We start from the raw sequence: 15,116 nt of genomic DNA, 5'->3' as shown, positions 1-15,116 counted from the left end.
TATAGTATAGAAAGCACTACATATAAATTCCATTGGATAAATTATCCCTAAAATAAGAAACAAACTATTTTTAGCATTTGAACTCTCCAAAAATAGTTTGTCTACAGTCTGAAAGCTCTTCATTTGAAGAGCTTTTTTTATATTCGCTTCATCGAAATCGTTTCACGTATACTTTGTAAATTTTTTAGAGTTTCCTCTTGTCGCTGCAACGACAACCCTACATACAAAGTATCTAATAAGCTTAACTGTGCTAATCGTGATGAACTTGCTTCTGTGCGGAATTCAGTCTCACGTGTTGATGTATATAACGTTATATCAGCAAGTTGACTTAATGCTGATTTCTTATAGCTCGTAATCGCAATAATTTTGGCTCCTCTTGCTTTCGCTACTTCTAACGCTTCAAGTAATCCTTTATTGCTACCAGAATGAGAAATACCAATAACAACTGAATTTTCTGAGAGTAAACCTGCTCCCATAATTTGAAAATGCGAATCAGTATGAGCGATACAAGAAATACCCGTTCTCATAAACTTATGATACGCATCCATTGCAATAATACCAGAGCCACCATTTCCATAAAACTCAATTCGACTTGCTTCTTGTAAGGCTCGTACAGCCTGCTCAAGTGCCGTTTCATTAAGCAAATGTAAAGTATCTTGCAGTCCTGTAATATGCGAATGAAAAACTTTTTTAGCAACAGTTACCATACTATCTTCTGCTGATACCTCTTCATGAATATTTTGCATCGGTGTATGTACAATTTCACGAGCTAATGTAATCTTTAAATCTTGAAAACCTTGCAAACCAAGGTTTTTACATAAGCGGAATATCGTAGCTTCGGAACTATTCGTAACTTCAGCTAATTCTGTAATAGATTTATGTACAACATCTTGTGGATGTTTCAAAATATGTTCGGCAATACTTCGCAATTTCGGTGATAAACCATTTAACGAAGCCTGAATCTTTCCAATCCCACTTCTTGTACCAGGCATAGCATATCCTCCCCTTCCATCGTAGCTTTATCCTGTAAAAACCGATTAGTTAAACTAATCATCAGTGGGGATGGTCCCCCACTGATTAGAGTTTCACTTTATTGTACCTAATTATCGAAAGAAGAAAAACCTATATTAGGGATTACTATAAATTTTAATTGCTCCTATGTATTCTGTCATACGATATAACAGAATTATTCATGCTTATGAATAATTCTCTCCATGTTTCACTGCGTATAATGCGGCTTGCGTACGATCATCCACTTCCAATTTAGCTAAAACGTTTGAAACGTGTGTTTTCACAGTTTGTTCTGTAATATGAAGTTCTGCTGCAATCTCCTTGTTGCTTCTTCCTTTCGCAATTTCGCGAAGTACCTCTTGCTCTCTTTTCGTTAACATTGAAAAAGGATTTTCTACTTCCTTCTTTACTGCAGAACGCCCCATTAATGCAGGTGTTACTTTCGGGTGAAAATTCGCATTTCCTTGATGTACTGCAATAATAGAAGCGACAAGTTGCTCAGGTTGTACTTCTTTTAATTGATAACCATCTGCTCCAGCTTCAAGTGCTGGTATAACATAATCTTGCTCTGAAAAACTACTTAATATAAGTACCTTTATTGTCTCATCATATTGCTTTAGACGTTTTGTTGCCTCAATTCCATCCATTTTCGGCATCGATACATCCATTAGTACGACATCTGGTCTTTCTTTTTGCACGAAATGTAATGCCTCTTCGCCATTTTCCGCTTCCCCAATAATTTCAAATTCTTCTCTCGTTTTCAAAAAGAATACAAGTCCTCTTCGAACGATATGATGATCCTCAACTAGTAGCAGTTTAATCTTCAACCTTATTCTCCCCTTCAAATCGGCAATTGAATTTCTATTTTTGTACCCTTTTTCAGCTCTGTTATAATTTGAAACGATCCCTTCATTAACTGAATACGTTCCTTCATACTTTTCAGGCCAAGTGCTGATTCCCTTACTTGTTCTTGTATAAATCCTATTCCATTGTCTTCTATGTAAAAATGTAACTGGTTATTTTCTATTTTCAAAAGAATATGTACCTTTTCACACGAAGCATGCTTTTTACAATTATGTAGCGCCTCTTGGCTAATACGCCATAAAACTTCTTCTATTTCATCCCCAATTGAAACCATCCCATCAATTCGAACTTCCACTTGAACTCCTAATAACTTCCCGTAATTTTGAATTGCTTCTGCTAATCCTTTCTCCAATCCTTCAGGTCTTAATTGCCAAATTAATAGCGTCATCTCTTGTAATGCTTCTTGTGATAATTCCCCAATATAACTTAACATCTCTTGCAATTCTCTATCTTGCGTCATATTCAGAGTACCTTTCGCTGTTAGCATAATAGAAAATAACAATTGTTTTACTGAATCATGTAAATCACGTGCAAGTCGATTTCTTTCCGCTACCACTACATATTTACGTTCTTTCTCAACTAATTGAATACGTTGTATTGTCGTTCCAATTTGAAATGCAATTGATTCTAATAACGCTAACTCTTCCTCAGAAAAATGAGTCTTATGAGGTGCAGCCACATTTAGTAGACCAAATTTTTCTGATCCAGACCTAAGCGGAATTGTCGCATGATGTGTAACATCTTCTGTCTCTCCCCAATTACATTCAATTGCATCTTCTATTCGCTTACATTCAATAATATTAGTCGCTTTTTCCAATCTCCCATTCACAAAACGTTCTACACACCAACAGTTTCCTTCACACATCGGCTTCTTCTTTTGCCACGTAAGAGCCTCTGGTAAATTTTCGTCTACAAGCATGCTGTGCTTTCCACTTTCATCAATAAAGAATATCCACCCTGTTTGTAAATTCATTACTTGTAACAATGTATGCAACACTTTTTCTAACATATCCTGTAAGTTTGTTGCTTCATTTAATAATTCAGCAATTTCTTTTAATGCTTCTAAACGACGCATCTCTTTTTCTTCAAAGTTCATTCTCATCACCAACTACAATTATAACATTAAGAAATTTCTAAATTCTATAAATAAAAAAAGAACCGAATTCCTTCAGCCCTTTCTTTATATCAATCATTTTATTATTGTTATTCTATCCAATGTTGGAAGCAGAATTTTTGTTAACAAACGATTCTACTTTAGCTGTCCGATAAAGATTGTCCACCATGGATATGCTGTAAACCTTCAGTAGTAACAACCATATTCGCTGCTGGCATTTGCACTTGATTCTTATGGAACATAGACATTAATTCAAATCTTACTTGTCTAGAAGTTTCAAAATAATCTTCTGGCTTTATTAAACCTGTAATACAAAATTCATAGCCAACATATTTCAAGTTAGGATTTAAGTCTGTAACACCGACGTATTTAAATGGTTCAACAGCCTCATCCTCTACTCTATAAAGAGTTTGATTCAATTCTTCATTGCATATAACACATACTTCTTCTAACAATTCCTTCACTCTTGTTGGATCTTCCTGATAACTTACCGTGATGCGTTCAATTACACGCATCCATCCTTTATTAAAATTTTGTATCGTTCTAATCTCTCCGTGCGGGATGGTAAGTAATTTTCCTGACCATTCACGAATTTGCATAAAACGAATACTAATCTCTTCAATAGTTCCTGAATTTGTTCCGTTAAAAGTTACAAAATCACCAACCCGAAACTCTTTGTCCGCTAATCTTGCAAAGCCTAATATAACATCTTTTAGCATCTGTTGTGCAGCAAAACCGATGACAACTCCAGCTATCCCTGCACCTGCAATAATACTTTTTATATCTACAAATTGGCTAATTAAATATATGATAAGACTGATGATAATGATATATCTAAAAATAGATCGAATTACACTTTGAATCGTCTGCTCTACCTCTTCATCAAAAAAGCTTGATTTCCTAAAAAACCAATCAATAATACGGTTTATTACAAAAGAAATAATGATTAAAACTAAAGCAAATAGTAAAAATCTTAAAAGTAAAAACTCTCTTACATAATTAAAAAATTCTTCAGTATACGTTAATAAGCTCATTTAACCACTTCCTTACTAATTAAAAAATTCATAATCGCCTAAGTTTGTTCCAGAAAAATCTATTATCCTAATCTAAAATGCCACTATCCTTACTATGTATTTTGACTCTATTACTAATTCACCTTAAGCAGTATGTCTAGGTGTTCTTTTTCCTTTCCCTTTAAATATACCCTTTTTAATAACCTAAGGGGGAGCAAATCGTGAAATTTTTTTATACGTTAAAACTTTATTCATCTCATTACGATTTCAACTCATTTATTCATTAACTACGTAAAAAAAGAGCTGAATTTATCAGCTCTTTTATTCAATATTAATTGTTGTCTTACTACTTTTTTCTTCTTTCAATTTTGGCAATTCAATTGTCAATACGCCATCTTTATAATTTGCTTTAACATTTTCTTCCTCAACTTGTTTAAAATTAAAGCGTCGAGTTACAGAACCTATAGAACGTTCTTTACGAATATATGTGCCATTCTCGTCTTTTTCTTCTACTTCATTATGATTCGTTGCTTGGATCGTTAATATATCTTGTTCAAAATCAACTTGAATGTTTTCTTTTTGAAAACCTGGTAAATCTGCTTTCACAGTATATTTACCAGATTGCTCATGAACATCTACTTTAAAAGTATCCATGTTCAGTGGCTTAAAGAAAGCATCTGTCATCCCTTCTAATAAAGAAGGCCCAAAATCAAAAATGCCATTTTGACGTTTTGTTATCTCTGGAAATAAATTACGCATATTTTTTCCTCCTTATTATTTATGAATGAAAGATTATCTCTTTCTGCCTTTATTATAACATTTGGTCAAAAAAGGTCAAAGTTTTTGTTTGACCCTTTTTGATGTATATTTTACCAAATAACACAAATAAGTTATATGTCATCTCTCCCCTTATAAAGAGGAATATATTTACATAATAACGAATAGTTTATTTGCTCTTATTTTTTCTTACGGAGGTTACATACAATAGGATATATTGAAGAACTTAGAAAAGTTGTCGGATCAAGACCACTCAATCTAGCAGGAGTTGCTGTAGCTGTTTTCAATGAACATGGACAAATAAAAGAGACCTTTTTTAAAGGCCTCTTTTTTCACTTCACTTCTGCATGTAGGCATGACTTAAAATGTCCAAGTGCATATTCATGCCCTTGTGCATTAAAAGATGCAACCGCCTTTTCATAAACAACAATTTTAAACCCTTTATTATAAGCATCTACTGCTGTATGAAGAACACAAATATCAGTACAAACACCTACAAGATGAACTTCTTCTATTCCTCTTTCTCTTAGCTTCATCTCTAAATCCGTTCCAGCAAACGCACTGTATCGCGTTTTGTCCATATAATATACATTCTCTGCATTTTTATATGTTTCGTACACATCTTGTAATTCACCAAACAAATCTCTTCCACTTGTACCAGCTATATTATGAGGTGGGAATAACTTTGATTCTGGATGATATACATCATTTTCTTCATGTTTATCAATAGCAAAGACAACGTAATCTCCATTTTCAATATATTGCTTCGTTATATGTACAATTTCCTTCTCAATTTCCTGTCCTGGTTTCCCGCAAGTTAAAGCACCCTTTTCCGCTACAAAATCATATGTATAATCAATATTAATAAGAGCTCGTTTCATAACCACTATCTCTCCTTCTTCTGTTTCACAGTAAACAATAGAAAATTTGTTATTACGACATCGTATGTACTATTCGACATTTCAAATGAAATACCTACATTTTTCTTCTGAAACTTACCTTAGTCCGAGTTTATCATATAATAGATAAACAATGGTAAAACAAATAGCTCCTATTAACAAGTCATGAATTTGATAATTGAGCGTTATTTGCATAAACTCTTGTATCGTAAACCAAATTACTGCCATCATTAGGCTAATCAAAATGATACGAATACACCGATTCACGTATTCAACCTCTTTCTCTGTCATAGTAGTAACAAGTGATTACTTCCTATTTAATCGTATTAGAAAATGAAATAAGTTATTCACTCTTGCACACTCTAGTCCAAACAAAAAAGCACACTACTTTTTGAGTAATGTACTTTTTATTCTTATTAAGACGCAGGTTTTGTCTCAAATGTTGCTTGATTAAAACTAATAACCTTTCCTTTCGGATCATTGTTTTCATACTGAACTGCAGTAATTGTATGACTACCTGTTTCCAGCGTTTTTTCTTTTAACTGCACTGTTGTCTGCGTTGTACTAGTTACTTGATGTTTATCTGTATACATTTGATCTACAAATACGAATGTTTCTTTATCACTTTGAAAATTAGAAAGTTCTAATTCAACTTGCTGAATTAACGTATCCTTTTTGATGAATACAGTCGGTATATTGCCGTTTTCAGAAGTACCATCTGGAGTAATAACTTTTACTTTCCCTTCTCCAATTGACATTGCTCCTTCAGGAAATACAACCATATTCTCATCACTTGCGTTTACAACTTGTTCTTCCTGTTTTGATTGCGCGTCCTCTTTTTCCTGTGGAGCACCGCAACCAACTAATAACAATACAGACAATCCAGTGATTATGAATTTTTTCAAAATTCATCCCCCCTGTAACTTCATTATAATTTATTATACAAAAATAACTTTTAAATTTTGAGACTACATTCAACACTTTCATGAACAAATAGAATCCTGCTCACGATTAATGTATCATACTTTCCTTAATAGAACATTAATTTTTTTTATGAAATAAATAGTAATTCCCTCTTATCTATCATTTTAGCCCAACATATGAATTACATACCCTCAAAAATAAAAAGACATTGTTAATTCAATGTCTTTTCTATACAGCAATTAAAAAACAAACGTTGTAATCTCATCTACTTCTTTTCTTGGAAGTTTCTTCGGTTTATCTTTCGGAAATCCGAGTGAAATAACCATATTTATTTGTTTTTCAGGCTCAATTTGTAAATATTGGCGCAGTTCATCTTGAGCTAGCAATACTGGCCCTGTCATTGGACAAGTACCAAGTCCCTTTGCATGTGCAGCTAGCATTAAGTTTTGTGCCGCTAAACAGCTACTCTTAATGCCTTCTTCTTCCCAAACTGAATCTGGAACAAAAGCAATTGGATCAAATATCTTTTCACGGAACTTTGATTCATATGGTGTTGCCAAACATACGATTAATACTGGTGCCTCCGAGAAAGCTGTTGCATATGGTCCGAAAGAACGTGTAAGTAATTTCCCTGCTTTCTCTTCTCCATTTTCTGCTGCTTTTGCCGCAAGTTTATGTAATGCATCCCATGTCATTTGTTCAATTTCTTTAATCTTCTCTCGATTCATGATAACTAAGAATTCCCACGTTTGTGAATTCGTATCACTTGGTGCGTAACGAGCACAATCAATTATTTCTTTTATATCATTAGTAGATACTTCTTGATCTGTAAACTTTCTAACACTTCGTCTTCCGTGAATTACTTCTTTAAAATCTTCATAATTCATATATTAAATCCCCTTTTTACAGCGTTTTCAAAAATTGTCCTATGCTTGAATTATATCATGAAAAAAAGCCGGAAGAATACCAGCTTTTTTCTTCATGATTAATTTGTCAATTTAAACAAACGAATACTCTCTTCGTATGCAGCTTGTAGTTTTTTCGTAATTGGTCCTCTTTCACCAGCCCCGAACTGTTCATCACCAATTTGAACGACTGGGAATATTTCAAGTGGCGTCGCTGTAAAGAAGCACTCCTCAGCGTCATATACTTCTTGTAATGAAAACTCTCGTTCCTCTACATCGATATGTAACTCTTTCGCTAATGTAATTACATAGTGACGTGTAATACCATGTAAAATGAAATGATCCGCTGGATGTGTAATCAACTTATTATTCTTCACGATAAAGAAATTGGAATGACACCCTTCAGTCACAATACCATCTCGTACTAATATTGCTTCTTGATACCCTTGTTCATTTATTTTGTTTTTGATCATGATATTAGGAAGCAAATTTAAAGATTTTATATGGCAAAACTTCCACCTGATGTCCTCTTCTACTGTCACCTTAATCCCTGCCTCCATTGAAGCAACTGGTCTTGGGAACGAAACAAGATTTGCAAAATATGTCGGTTGTAAATCTGATTCATATACATGATTGCGCGGTTGTGCACCTCTTGATATTTGTAAATATACATTCCCATCTTCTTGAAATTGATTTTTTTCAATCATTTGATATAACTCTTCTACTAATTCTTCCTTCGTAAATGGTGGAATTAGTTTTATTTCTGCCATAGAGTTAAAGAATCGTTCTAAATGTAAATCTAATAAATGAGGCTTGCCATCGTATAGTCTAAATACTTCATAAATCCCATCACCAAATTGGAAGCCTCGCTCTTCTAATGCTACCATCGGCTGTTCTTCTTTCGTATTAATCATTCTCCCATTAAACAAGATCCAATCTTTATGAATAGCTTTCATTCTTCCCCACTCCTTTATCACATGATTGATTTTATTGTACAACTTATGACACCCTGAAAGAAGGAATTTTCTGTATTTTTACAAACTAAAAATACATCACTTCGTAAAAGTGATGTATTTTATCATTTATTTAAGGAAATATTTTTCAATATCATCTAACATAAGGTTCGCAGCTTTAATACCGCCTGCTGTATTCCAAATTACCTCATCTACTTGGAATACTTTATTATTTTTAGAAGCCTGTAGTTGCTTAAAGAGTGGATCTTCTGTCCATTCCTTCGCTAACGAAATTCCTTCATTATTCTTATCTGCATCTTTATCAGACGTGAAATAGAATAAGTAGTCTCCGTCCATATTTGGAATCTGCTCTTTTGTAATTCCTTTTATCGCAAAATCATCTTTATCTTGTAATGGTGGTCGTTTAAATCCAATATCATTTAAAACAACGCCCGAGAATGAGTTTTTTTGATAAATACGAACATCACCTGGCACGAAACGAATAATAGAAACTTTAGAATTCAATTTATCGCCTAACTTCTCTTTCATTCCTTCAATGCGGTTTTTATAATCATCAAGAGCTTTTTGCCCTTCTTTTTCTTTATTTACAGCTTTTGTATAAAGTGTAAAGTTTTCTTTCCAATCACCGCGTAATGTTTCTGCATAAACAGTTGGTGCGATTTCTTTTAGCTGATCATATATTTTTTCATGACGCATTTTATTTCCAATAATTAAATCTGGCTTAAGCTTCATTACAGCTTCTAAATTAATATCACGTTCAGTTCCTACAACTTCCGTGTTTTTTAACTCTTTCGCTAAATGAGGATACCATTCATCACCAGCACGTGGTTTCGTAGTCCCCACTGGCGTTACGCCCACAGCTAGGAGAGCCTCTGCGCCTTCATTTGTTAAAACAACAACTTTTTTAGGTGTACCATTTACTGTCGTTTCACCCATTGCATGCTTTACCGTATATGAATCTTTTTCTTTCGCTGATATATTATTTTCTTTTTTCTCTTCTTTACTACATCCTGCAATTACAACCATGAGTATCATAATGCAGAACATAATTAGTTTTTTAGTATGTATCATATGTCCTCCCTAGATGAAATCGATTATCATTAACATTTAAAGATTAATGTATCTTACATACATTGTCAATGTATATCAGAAAACTTTTTTAATATATACTATTTAGATTCTATCCGCTTTTCTAATGTTTCTTTTTAAAACATAGTGCATAAGTATGAAAAAAAATGTTGTTATTAAAATGCGTACCCTTGTTATACATAACAAGGATACGCATCCATATTGCACTATCATTTTAATTCCTAATATTGAGTATACTTAATATACGCTGAGTCATTATATACCCACTGATTTCCCCAAAGGTTTAACCAACCATTTTCATTTATATATACTAAATAAGATTCTGGAGAATTTAATTGGCGGATAACTGCAGATGTAGTTGATGGACCACTTCTTAAATTTACATTCATCCCTTGTATATATGCAACCCCAATCGGGCTTCCATCACTATTGCTTGTCTTTACAAAATTAATGTAAGAAGGATCATTATACACCCATTGTCCATTCCCCAAATCTAGCCATCCATTACTTTCTTGATATACAACGTAAGATTCTGGAGAATTTAATTGACGAATAACTGAGGAAGAAGTTGATGGACCATTTCTTAAATTTACATTTTTCCCAAGAACATAAGCGATTCCCTTCGTTTGAGGTGTCGGTTGTGGGTTAGGAGGTTGTGGATTTGGAGTTACTCCAAAAATAGCTGCTATTCCATTTGCATACGCTTGACTTAGATCTTCAATAAATTGTGGATTTTTTAATAAATTTGCATCAAAAGCTGTATCAATAAAAGCAGTCTCAGTTAAAATTGCATCCATTGCGGTTTCTCTTAATACCGCATAATTTTCTTTTTTTGCTCCTCGATCACGAAGACCATATTTTGTTAATACAGGATTGACAGCTGTATGCATTTTTTGTTGCTTTGCATATGCAGTGCTGCTATTGGATAACGCATTATAAATATAACTTTCAAAACCTGTACCCCCGCCGCTATTAATATGAAATGAAATAAAATAATCCGCACTGAAAGCATTAGCAATATTAGCACGTTCAGATAAAGAAATAAACACATCACTATCACGTGTCATTTTAATTGTAATTGGATAATTTACCGTTAAAATGTCTCGAACGCGTCTAGCAATTTGAAGTGTTAAGTTTTTTTCTACTAAACCATTACCAACAGCACCAGAATCATATCCACCGTGCCCCGCGTCTATAACAAGTTTCATTTTATTGCCTCGCCCCTTTCTTGTAATATGTTTGCATTTCTACTCGTCCTATTTTATGTGAAATGTACAAATTCTGTTACAATTGCAAATAAAAAAACCGCCTTATGTAAGGCGGTTTCTATCATCTTGCTTTAACCAATTTAAAATAAATATATACGATTGATAGTGAACATAACGTATGCAAAATAAAATAAATAAAAGTGCTATTCCAACACCACTATAAAGTAAACCGAACTTTAAAAAAACATTTACAAGTGGTGGAAAGTTTATTAGATTTTGTAATGTACTAAGCATGCAAAACATAATGAAAAAGACAGGGACGTATTGTAATTCATACGGCTTTTTTTTCTTAATCATTCTTTTCCGAATGATTATATGACATAATTCTGCTACTATAAAGCACCCTCCAATTAATACAAGACCAGAAGTCATCGTCATACATCCACCTGCCTTATATTTATTGTATCGCATAAATAATCATCGTTATATTTTCTTTACATACTCTTCATCTTCTGAAGTAAAACCAAAACTCTCTATGAAAGACTTCGCCTTTTCTGTTAATTTCTCTTGTAGCACTTTTATTTCTTTCACATTTCTTTGTTTCATCATTTCTTCAAATATAAAATACGTATTTGTACCATAACCGTAACCTTGGTAATCAAAATGAATAATTAGCTGTGATAAAACAGCCCGTTCCTCTTGTACACTATAATCTATTACACCAATATATGTATCATCAACTTTCACACAGTACTGTACCTTTTTCTCACCTAAACTATGCGATTTAAACATTTCTTTAACAACGCTTTCATTTTCTACAGTAACTTTCTCAAACGTAATCATATGTTGTCCATCCTTTTACTATTATTGTATCAATAATACTTCCTATTTATGAAAAAAACCTTAAGACCGTATGCGATCTTAAGGTTTTTCTAATTAAACTAAGCTATACGCACGTTTTGTTTCTTCATGGAACTTATTCGTATCGTATTTATGCTCAACATAAATTTGGTGCCATACCATAAACGCAAGTACAGTCCAAATTTTACGGCTATAATCGCCTTTATCTGCACAATGTGCTTCCAGTAAGTTTAATACATACTGTTTGTCGATTAAATGCTCTGTCTTACTTTCGTTTATAATATTTATAGCCCAATCATGCATTTCGTCTTTTAACCAGTGACGAATTGGTACAGGGAATCCAAGTTTTTTACGATCTAATACGTGATCTGGAACGATTCCGCGTGCTGCTTCACGTAAAATAGCTTTCGTAGTTCCGTTAGCAATCTTAAATTCAGTTGGAATTTTAGATGCAACATCGAATACTTCTTTATCTAAGAACGGTACACGAAGTTCTAATGAGTTTGCCATTGTCATTTTATCAGCTTTTAATAAAATGTCACCGCGTAACCATGTGAACATGTCAATGTACTGCATTTTACTTACATCATCATAATCTTTAATCTCGTTATACAATGGTTTCGTGATATCCATATAGTTAACACTTTCATTGTAATACTTCATTAATTCAGCTTTTTCTTCTTCACGGAAGATTTTAGCATTTCCATAGTAACGCTCTTCAATTGGTGTACATCCACGCTCTAGGAAGCTCTTACCTTTAAATCCTTCTTTAAGAGCACCACTTAATGCTTTTAGAACGCTCTTACCTGGACTAGGGATGTAAGAGAACATTTTTAGTGAGTTTGGCTCACGGTAAATGTTATAACCACCAAATAGCTCGTCTGCGCCTTCACCAGAAAGAACAACTGTTACATGTTTACGTGCTTCTTTCGCAACGAAGTACAATGGTACAGCTGCTGGATCAGCTAAAGGATCATCCATATGCCAAATGATTTTTGGGAACTCATCCATAAATTCTTTCGCTGAAATGAATACATTATGGTTTTTAACGCCTAATTTCTCAGCAGTTTCTTTCGCAACATCAACTTCACTGAAACCACGTTGCTCAAAACCAACAGAGAATGTTAAAAGATTTGGATTCATTTCTCTTGCGATAGAAGCGATGATAGATGAATCGATACCACCAGATAAGAATGAACCTACTGGTACATCACTACGCATATGCACTTTTACTGAATCATATAACACATCACGAATTGCTTGGATATGCTCCTCTTTCGTTGCACTTGAAGCGTTGAAATAAGGTTTCCAGTAGCGATGGATTTCCATCTCTTTACCGATTTCTTTTACGAAATAATGACCAGGCTCGATTTTATTAACATCAATTGTTAAAGTTTCTGGCTCTGGACCATATTGGTACGTAAAGTAATGTTGTAGTGACGTTGGATTAACGCCTTTATCTTCCATCACATGCATAATACTTTTCTTCTCAGATGCGAAGAATGTAGTATCACCTTGTTGTGCGATGTATAAAGGTTTAATACCGAAGTGATCACGTGCACCGAAAAGTTTCTTTTCTTCACGATCCCAAATCATAAATGCAAACATACCACGAAGGTAATCTACACATTTTTCTTTCATATGTGCATACAATGCAATGATAACTTCTGTATCAGATTGCGTTGCAAACGTTGCACCTTTTTCAAGTAACATTTCACGTAATTCTACATAGTTGTAAATTTCACCATTAAAAATAATTACATATCGATCATTTTCATAAGTTAGCGGCTGATGTCCTGCCTCTAAGTCAATGATGCTTAAACGGCGGAAGCCAAATTGTACATGTTCATCACGAAAATATCCTTCGTCATCTGGACCACGGTGGAAAATCATCGTGTTCATATTTTCAAATTGATGTTTTTCTGTTTCTGAAAACTCTCTAGGGTTTTCACATAAACATCCTACAAAACCACACATACTTCTTACCCTCTTTCAGTTTTCATTCTGTCTCTATACTACTATATCAACCCTATTTATACTAGCATAATCAACTGAATATGGCGACCAAAAACTATAAAAAAATCACTCCATTTCACATTTTTAACAATTTTTTATGAAAACATGAAAACTAGGCACTCACCTTTCTCCGCTTTTGTCATATGATATTGCAAATTGATTTCTAGGAGGGAATACCATGAGTGAAGAAAAAAAAGATTCTTCTCGCCCACCGGTTCGTAATTACTTAAAGCAAATTGATGATTTCTTCGAGCAAACACCTCTTCGCAATGTAATCGCTGATTTAAATCATTTTTTCCAAAAAGGAAACCGTTTATTAACATTCCCTGTAGATTTATATGAAGTTGGTGAAGAACTCGTTGTTACAGCTGAACTACCAGGTATACAAAAAGAACAAATCCAAATTGAAATACAAAGTGAATACTTAAAAGTCTCTGTAAAAGAAGAGATACTTGAAGAGGAAGAAGAACAAACATCCCATAACTATTATCGCCGAGAACGTTCCATTTCAGAAGCATCAAGATTGATTAAATTGCCGTATTCAATTAATAAAAAAGCGGCAAAAGCTTCTTATCAAAACGGCGTATTAGAAATTCGGGCGCCGAAACTTCCCCAGCAACATGACATTTTATCGATAGACTAATGCAAAAAAATAAGGGTGCTATGCACCCTTATTTTCAACCCACTAATCGCTTCATATCACGTATAATGTCTTCGTATGGCGTATTACTAATGCCACTATACTTTTTCATTACTTTTCCGTTTTGATCAATTAAATAAAATGATGTACCATGCATGACCTGACCGTTCTCCGGCTTATCTACAAGTGATTGGAAATTATCTTTTGAAAACTTTGTAATATCTTCTAACGAATACCCCGTTAATAAATTCCAGTTACTAGTATCCTCTGTAAACTTTTGAATAAAAGCTTTCAGATTTTCTGGCTTATCAAGGTCTGGATCTACACTAAATGAAACAAACTGAACGTCTAATTTCTCTTCTTTTGCCATCTTTTGAAGCTTGGCCATATTTGCAGTCATTGGTGGACAAACTGTCTGACAATTTGTGAACATAAAATCTGCAACCCAAACTTTCCCTTTTAAATCTTTTGTACCAAATTTCTTTCCATCTTGATTTGTAAATTGGAAGGTTTCTAAATCCCAATTTAATGGTTTACGAAGCTTTGAACCTGATTCACTACATCCAGCAAGTACAAAGAGACAAAATACAACCATAAGACCAATTATTTTTTGATAACGCTTCATTTATAAACCTCTTTTCTCTATCCTAAATTTAAATAGGTTATGTTTATAATAACAAAAGTTAACACTACGAGAAAATTGTTTACTACATTTGTTCACGAAATCGTACGAATTTACGTATGTTACTTCTTTATTTCAAGCGAATTACTAGACAAAATATATTTTTTTACTATTATTTCTATAAATAAAAGTGATAAAA

General features: G+C 33.6%; 17 protein-coding genes and 1 pseudogene. 2 read left to right on the top strand and 16 right to left on the bottom strand.

The genetic code is table 11. From position 1 onward, the window contains the following. Positions 1-137: 137 nt before the first annotated feature. The 5 genes from ACS2QP_RS05570 to ACS2QP_RS05550 form a co-directional block, all read right to left on the bottom strand. Entirely contained in the window at positions 138-992 is an 855-nt protein-coding gene (locus ACS2QP_RS05570) for a MurR/RpiR family transcriptional regulator (protein WP_001119646.1), read from the bottom strand. A gap of 204 nt (positions 993-1,196) precedes the next feature. Continuing rightward, positions 1,197-1,838 carry a two-component system response regulator CasR gene (casR, locus tag ACS2QP_RS05565; protein ID WP_000694629.1) on the bottom strand — a complete coding sequence of 214 codons (642 nt, stop codon included), beginning with the start codon at positions 1,836-1,838 and terminating at the stop codon, positions 1,197-1,199. Positions 1,839-1,852: 14 nt separating this feature from the next. Continuing rightward, positions 1,853-2,950 (bottom strand): two-component system sensor histidine kinase CasK, encoded by a 1,098-nt coding sequence (gene casK, locus ACS2QP_RS05560; protein ID WP_170879395.1) that lies wholly within the window; start codon positions 2,948-2,950, stop codon positions 1,853-1,855. Between the two features lie 179 nt (positions 2,951-3,129). After that, the gene (locus tag ACS2QP_RS05555) at positions 3,130-4,023 is read right to left on the bottom strand and encodes a mechanosensitive ion channel family protein (RefSeq protein WP_000055427.1); all 894 of its coding nucleotides are present in this window, start codon (positions 4,021-4,023) and stop codon (positions 3,130-3,132) included. Positions 4,024-4,323: 300 nt separating this feature from the next. Next, a complete protein-coding gene (locus ACS2QP_RS05550; protein WP_016122429.1) occupies positions 4,324-4,761 on the bottom strand; it encodes an Hsp20/alpha crystallin family protein in 438 nt (145 codons plus the stop codon). Between the two features lie 225 nt (positions 4,762-4,986). On the opposite strand from ACS2QP_RS05550, the pseudogene ACS2QP_RS05545 reads away from it, so the two are divergent. Continuing rightward, positions 4,987-5,082: pseudogene (locus tag ACS2QP_RS05545) on the top strand (DNA mismatch repair protein MutT); the annotation flags it as partial. Between the two features lie 29 nt (positions 5,083-5,111). On the opposite strand, the gene ACS2QP_RS05540 reads toward ACS2QP_RS05545, so the two are convergent. The 10 genes from ACS2QP_RS05540 to asnB all read right to left on the bottom strand — a co-directional run bounded on the left by ACS2QP_RS05540 (position 5,112) and on the right by asnB (position 13,616). Then, on the bottom strand, positions 5,112-5,660 hold the full coding sequence (locus tag ACS2QP_RS05540) for a cysteine hydrolase family protein (RefSeq protein ID WP_000816763.1): 549 nt from the start codon (positions 5,658-5,660) through the stop codon (positions 5,112-5,114). 114 nt (positions 5,661-5,774) lie between these two features. Further along, positions 5,775-5,969: a hypothetical protein gene (locus tag ACS2QP_RS05535; RefSeq protein ID WP_017674122.1), complete on the bottom strand. Its 195-nt coding sequence runs from the start codon at positions 5,967-5,969 to the stop codon at positions 5,775-5,777. Between the two features lie 125 nt (positions 5,970-6,094). Further along, on the bottom strand, positions 6,095-6,583 hold the full coding sequence (locus ACS2QP_RS05530) for a hypothetical protein (protein WP_000713496.1): 489 nt from the start codon (positions 6,581-6,583) through the stop codon (positions 6,095-6,097). Between the two features lie 258 nt (positions 6,584-6,841). Beyond that, positions 6,842-7,489 (bottom strand): nitroreductase family protein, encoded by a 648-nt coding sequence (locus tag ACS2QP_RS05525; RefSeq protein ID WP_001105284.1) that lies wholly within the window; start codon positions 7,487-7,489, stop codon positions 6,842-6,844. A gap of 98 nt (positions 7,490-7,587) precedes the next feature. Further along, positions 7,588-8,463, bottom strand: a complete 876-nt coding sequence (gene dat, locus ACS2QP_RS05520) for a D-amino-acid transaminase (protein ID WP_438882199.1) — start codon at positions 8,461-8,463, stop codon at positions 7,588-7,590. Between the two features lie 126 nt (positions 8,464-8,589). Then, on the bottom strand, positions 8,590-9,552 hold the full coding sequence (locus ACS2QP_RS05515) for an ABC transporter substrate-binding protein (RefSeq protein ID WP_438882198.1): 963 nt from the start codon (positions 9,550-9,552) through the stop codon (positions 8,590-8,592). Positions 9,553-9,791: 239 nt separating this feature from the next. Beyond that, positions 9,792-10,778, bottom strand: coding sequence for an N-acetylmuramoyl-L-alanine amidase (locus tag ACS2QP_RS05510; RefSeq protein ID WP_438882197.1), 987 nt, complete (start codon positions 10,776-10,778; stop codon positions 9,792-9,794). Positions 10,779-10,880: 102 nt separating this feature from the next. Next, positions 10,881-11,210 carry a hypothetical protein gene (locus tag ACS2QP_RS05505; RefSeq protein ID WP_000200455.1) on the bottom strand — a complete coding sequence of 110 codons (330 nt, stop codon included), beginning with the start codon at positions 11,208-11,210 and terminating at the stop codon, positions 10,881-10,883. A gap of 51 nt (positions 11,211-11,261) precedes the next feature. Continuing rightward, complete coding sequence (locus ACS2QP_RS05500; RefSeq protein ID WP_438882196.1) at positions 11,262-11,621, bottom strand: GNAT family N-acetyltransferase; 360 nt, start codon at positions 11,619-11,621, stop codon at positions 11,262-11,264. A gap of 93 nt (positions 11,622-11,714) precedes the next feature. Continuing rightward, positions 11,715-13,616: an asparagine synthase (glutamine-hydrolyzing) gene (asnB, locus tag ACS2QP_RS05495; RefSeq protein ID WP_000333816.1), complete on the bottom strand. Its 1,902-nt coding sequence runs from the start codon at positions 13,614-13,616 to the stop codon at positions 11,715-11,717. A gap of 217 nt (positions 13,617-13,833) precedes the next feature. On the opposite strand from asnB, the gene ACS2QP_RS05490 reads away from it, so the two are divergent. Then, positions 13,834-14,298 (top strand): Hsp20/alpha crystallin family protein, encoded by a 465-nt coding sequence (locus tag ACS2QP_RS05490; RefSeq protein ID WP_001288085.1) that lies wholly within the window; start codon positions 13,834-13,836, stop codon positions 14,296-14,298. A gap of 34 nt (positions 14,299-14,332) precedes the next feature. Here the strand turns inward: ACS2QP_RS05490 and ACS2QP_RS05485 are convergent, their stop codons facing one another. Further along, on the bottom strand, positions 14,333-14,920 hold the full coding sequence (locus ACS2QP_RS05485) for an SCO family protein (RefSeq protein ID WP_000833331.1): 588 nt from the start codon (positions 14,918-14,920) through the stop codon (positions 14,333-14,335). Positions 14,921-15,116 lie beyond the last annotated feature (196 nt).

The sequence above is a fragment of the Bacillus cereus group sp. Bce019 genome (assembly GCF_051781745.1).
In the GTDB taxonomy this organism is placed as follows: domain Bacteria; phylum Bacillota; class Bacilli; order Bacillales; family Bacillaceae_G; genus Bacillus_A; species Bacillus_A cereus.
The sequence above is the reverse complement of the archived record's forward strand: the minus strand, read 5'-3'. Positions and strand labels throughout refer to the sequence as shown.

Excerpts from the sequence above, each read along its gene's own strand:
- ACS2QP_RS05570 (WP_001119646.1), bottom strand. The coding sequence starts at position 992 with ATGCCTGGTACAAGAAGTGGGATTGGAAAGATTCAGGCTTCGTTAAAT.
- casK (WP_170879395.1), bottom strand. The coding sequence starts at position 2,950 with ATGCGTCGTTTAGAAGCATTAAAAGAAATTGCTGAATTATTAAATGAA.
- ACS2QP_RS05555 (WP_000055427.1), bottom strand. The coding sequence starts at position 4,023 with ATGAGCTTATTAACGTATACTGAAGAATTTTTTAATTATGTAAGAGAG.
- ACS2QP_RS05550 (WP_016122429.1), bottom strand. The coding sequence starts at position 4,761 with ATGCGTAATTTATTTCCAGAGATAACAAAACGTCAAAATGGCATTTTT.
- ACS2QP_RS05540 (WP_000816763.1), bottom strand. The coding sequence starts at position 5,660 with ATGAAACGAGCTCTTATTAATATTGATTATACATATGATTTTGTAGCG.
- ACS2QP_RS05535 (WP_017674122.1), bottom strand. The coding sequence starts at position 5,969 with ATGACAGAGAAAGAGGTTGAATACGTGAATCGGTGTATTCGTATCATT.
- ACS2QP_RS05525 (WP_001105284.1), bottom strand. The coding sequence starts at position 7,489 with ATGAATTATGAAGATTTTAAAGAAGTAATTCACGGAAGACGAAGTGTT.
- dat (WP_438882199.1), bottom strand. The coding sequence starts at position 8,463 with ATGAAAGCTATTCATAAAGATTGGATCTTGTTTAATGGGAGAATGATT.
- ACS2QP_RS05515 (WP_438882198.1), bottom strand. The coding sequence starts at position 9,552 with ATGATACATACTAAAAAACTAATTATGTTCTGCATTATGATACTCATG.
- ACS2QP_RS05510 (WP_438882197.1), bottom strand. The coding sequence starts at position 10,778 with ATGAAACTTGTTATAGACGCGGGGCACGGTGGATATGATTCTGGTGCT.
- ACS2QP_RS05505 (WP_000200455.1), bottom strand. The coding sequence starts at position 11,210 with ATGACTTCTGGTCTTGTATTAATTGGAGGGTGCTTTATAGTAGCAGAA.
- ACS2QP_RS05500 (WP_438882196.1), bottom strand. The coding sequence starts at position 11,621 with ATGATTACGTTTGAGAAAGTTACTGTAGAAAATGAAAGCGTTGTTAAA.
- asnB (WP_000333816.1), bottom strand. The coding sequence starts at position 13,616 with ATGTGTGGTTTTGTAGGATGTTTATGTGAAAACCCTAGAGAGTTTTCA.
- ACS2QP_RS05490 (WP_001288085.1), top strand. The coding sequence starts at position 13,834 with ATGAGTGAAGAAAAAAAAGATTCTTCTCGCCCACCGGTTCGTAATTAC.
- ACS2QP_RS05485 (WP_000833331.1), bottom strand. The coding sequence starts at position 14,920 with ATGAAGCGTTATCAAAAAATAATTGGTCTTATGGTTGTATTTTGTCTC.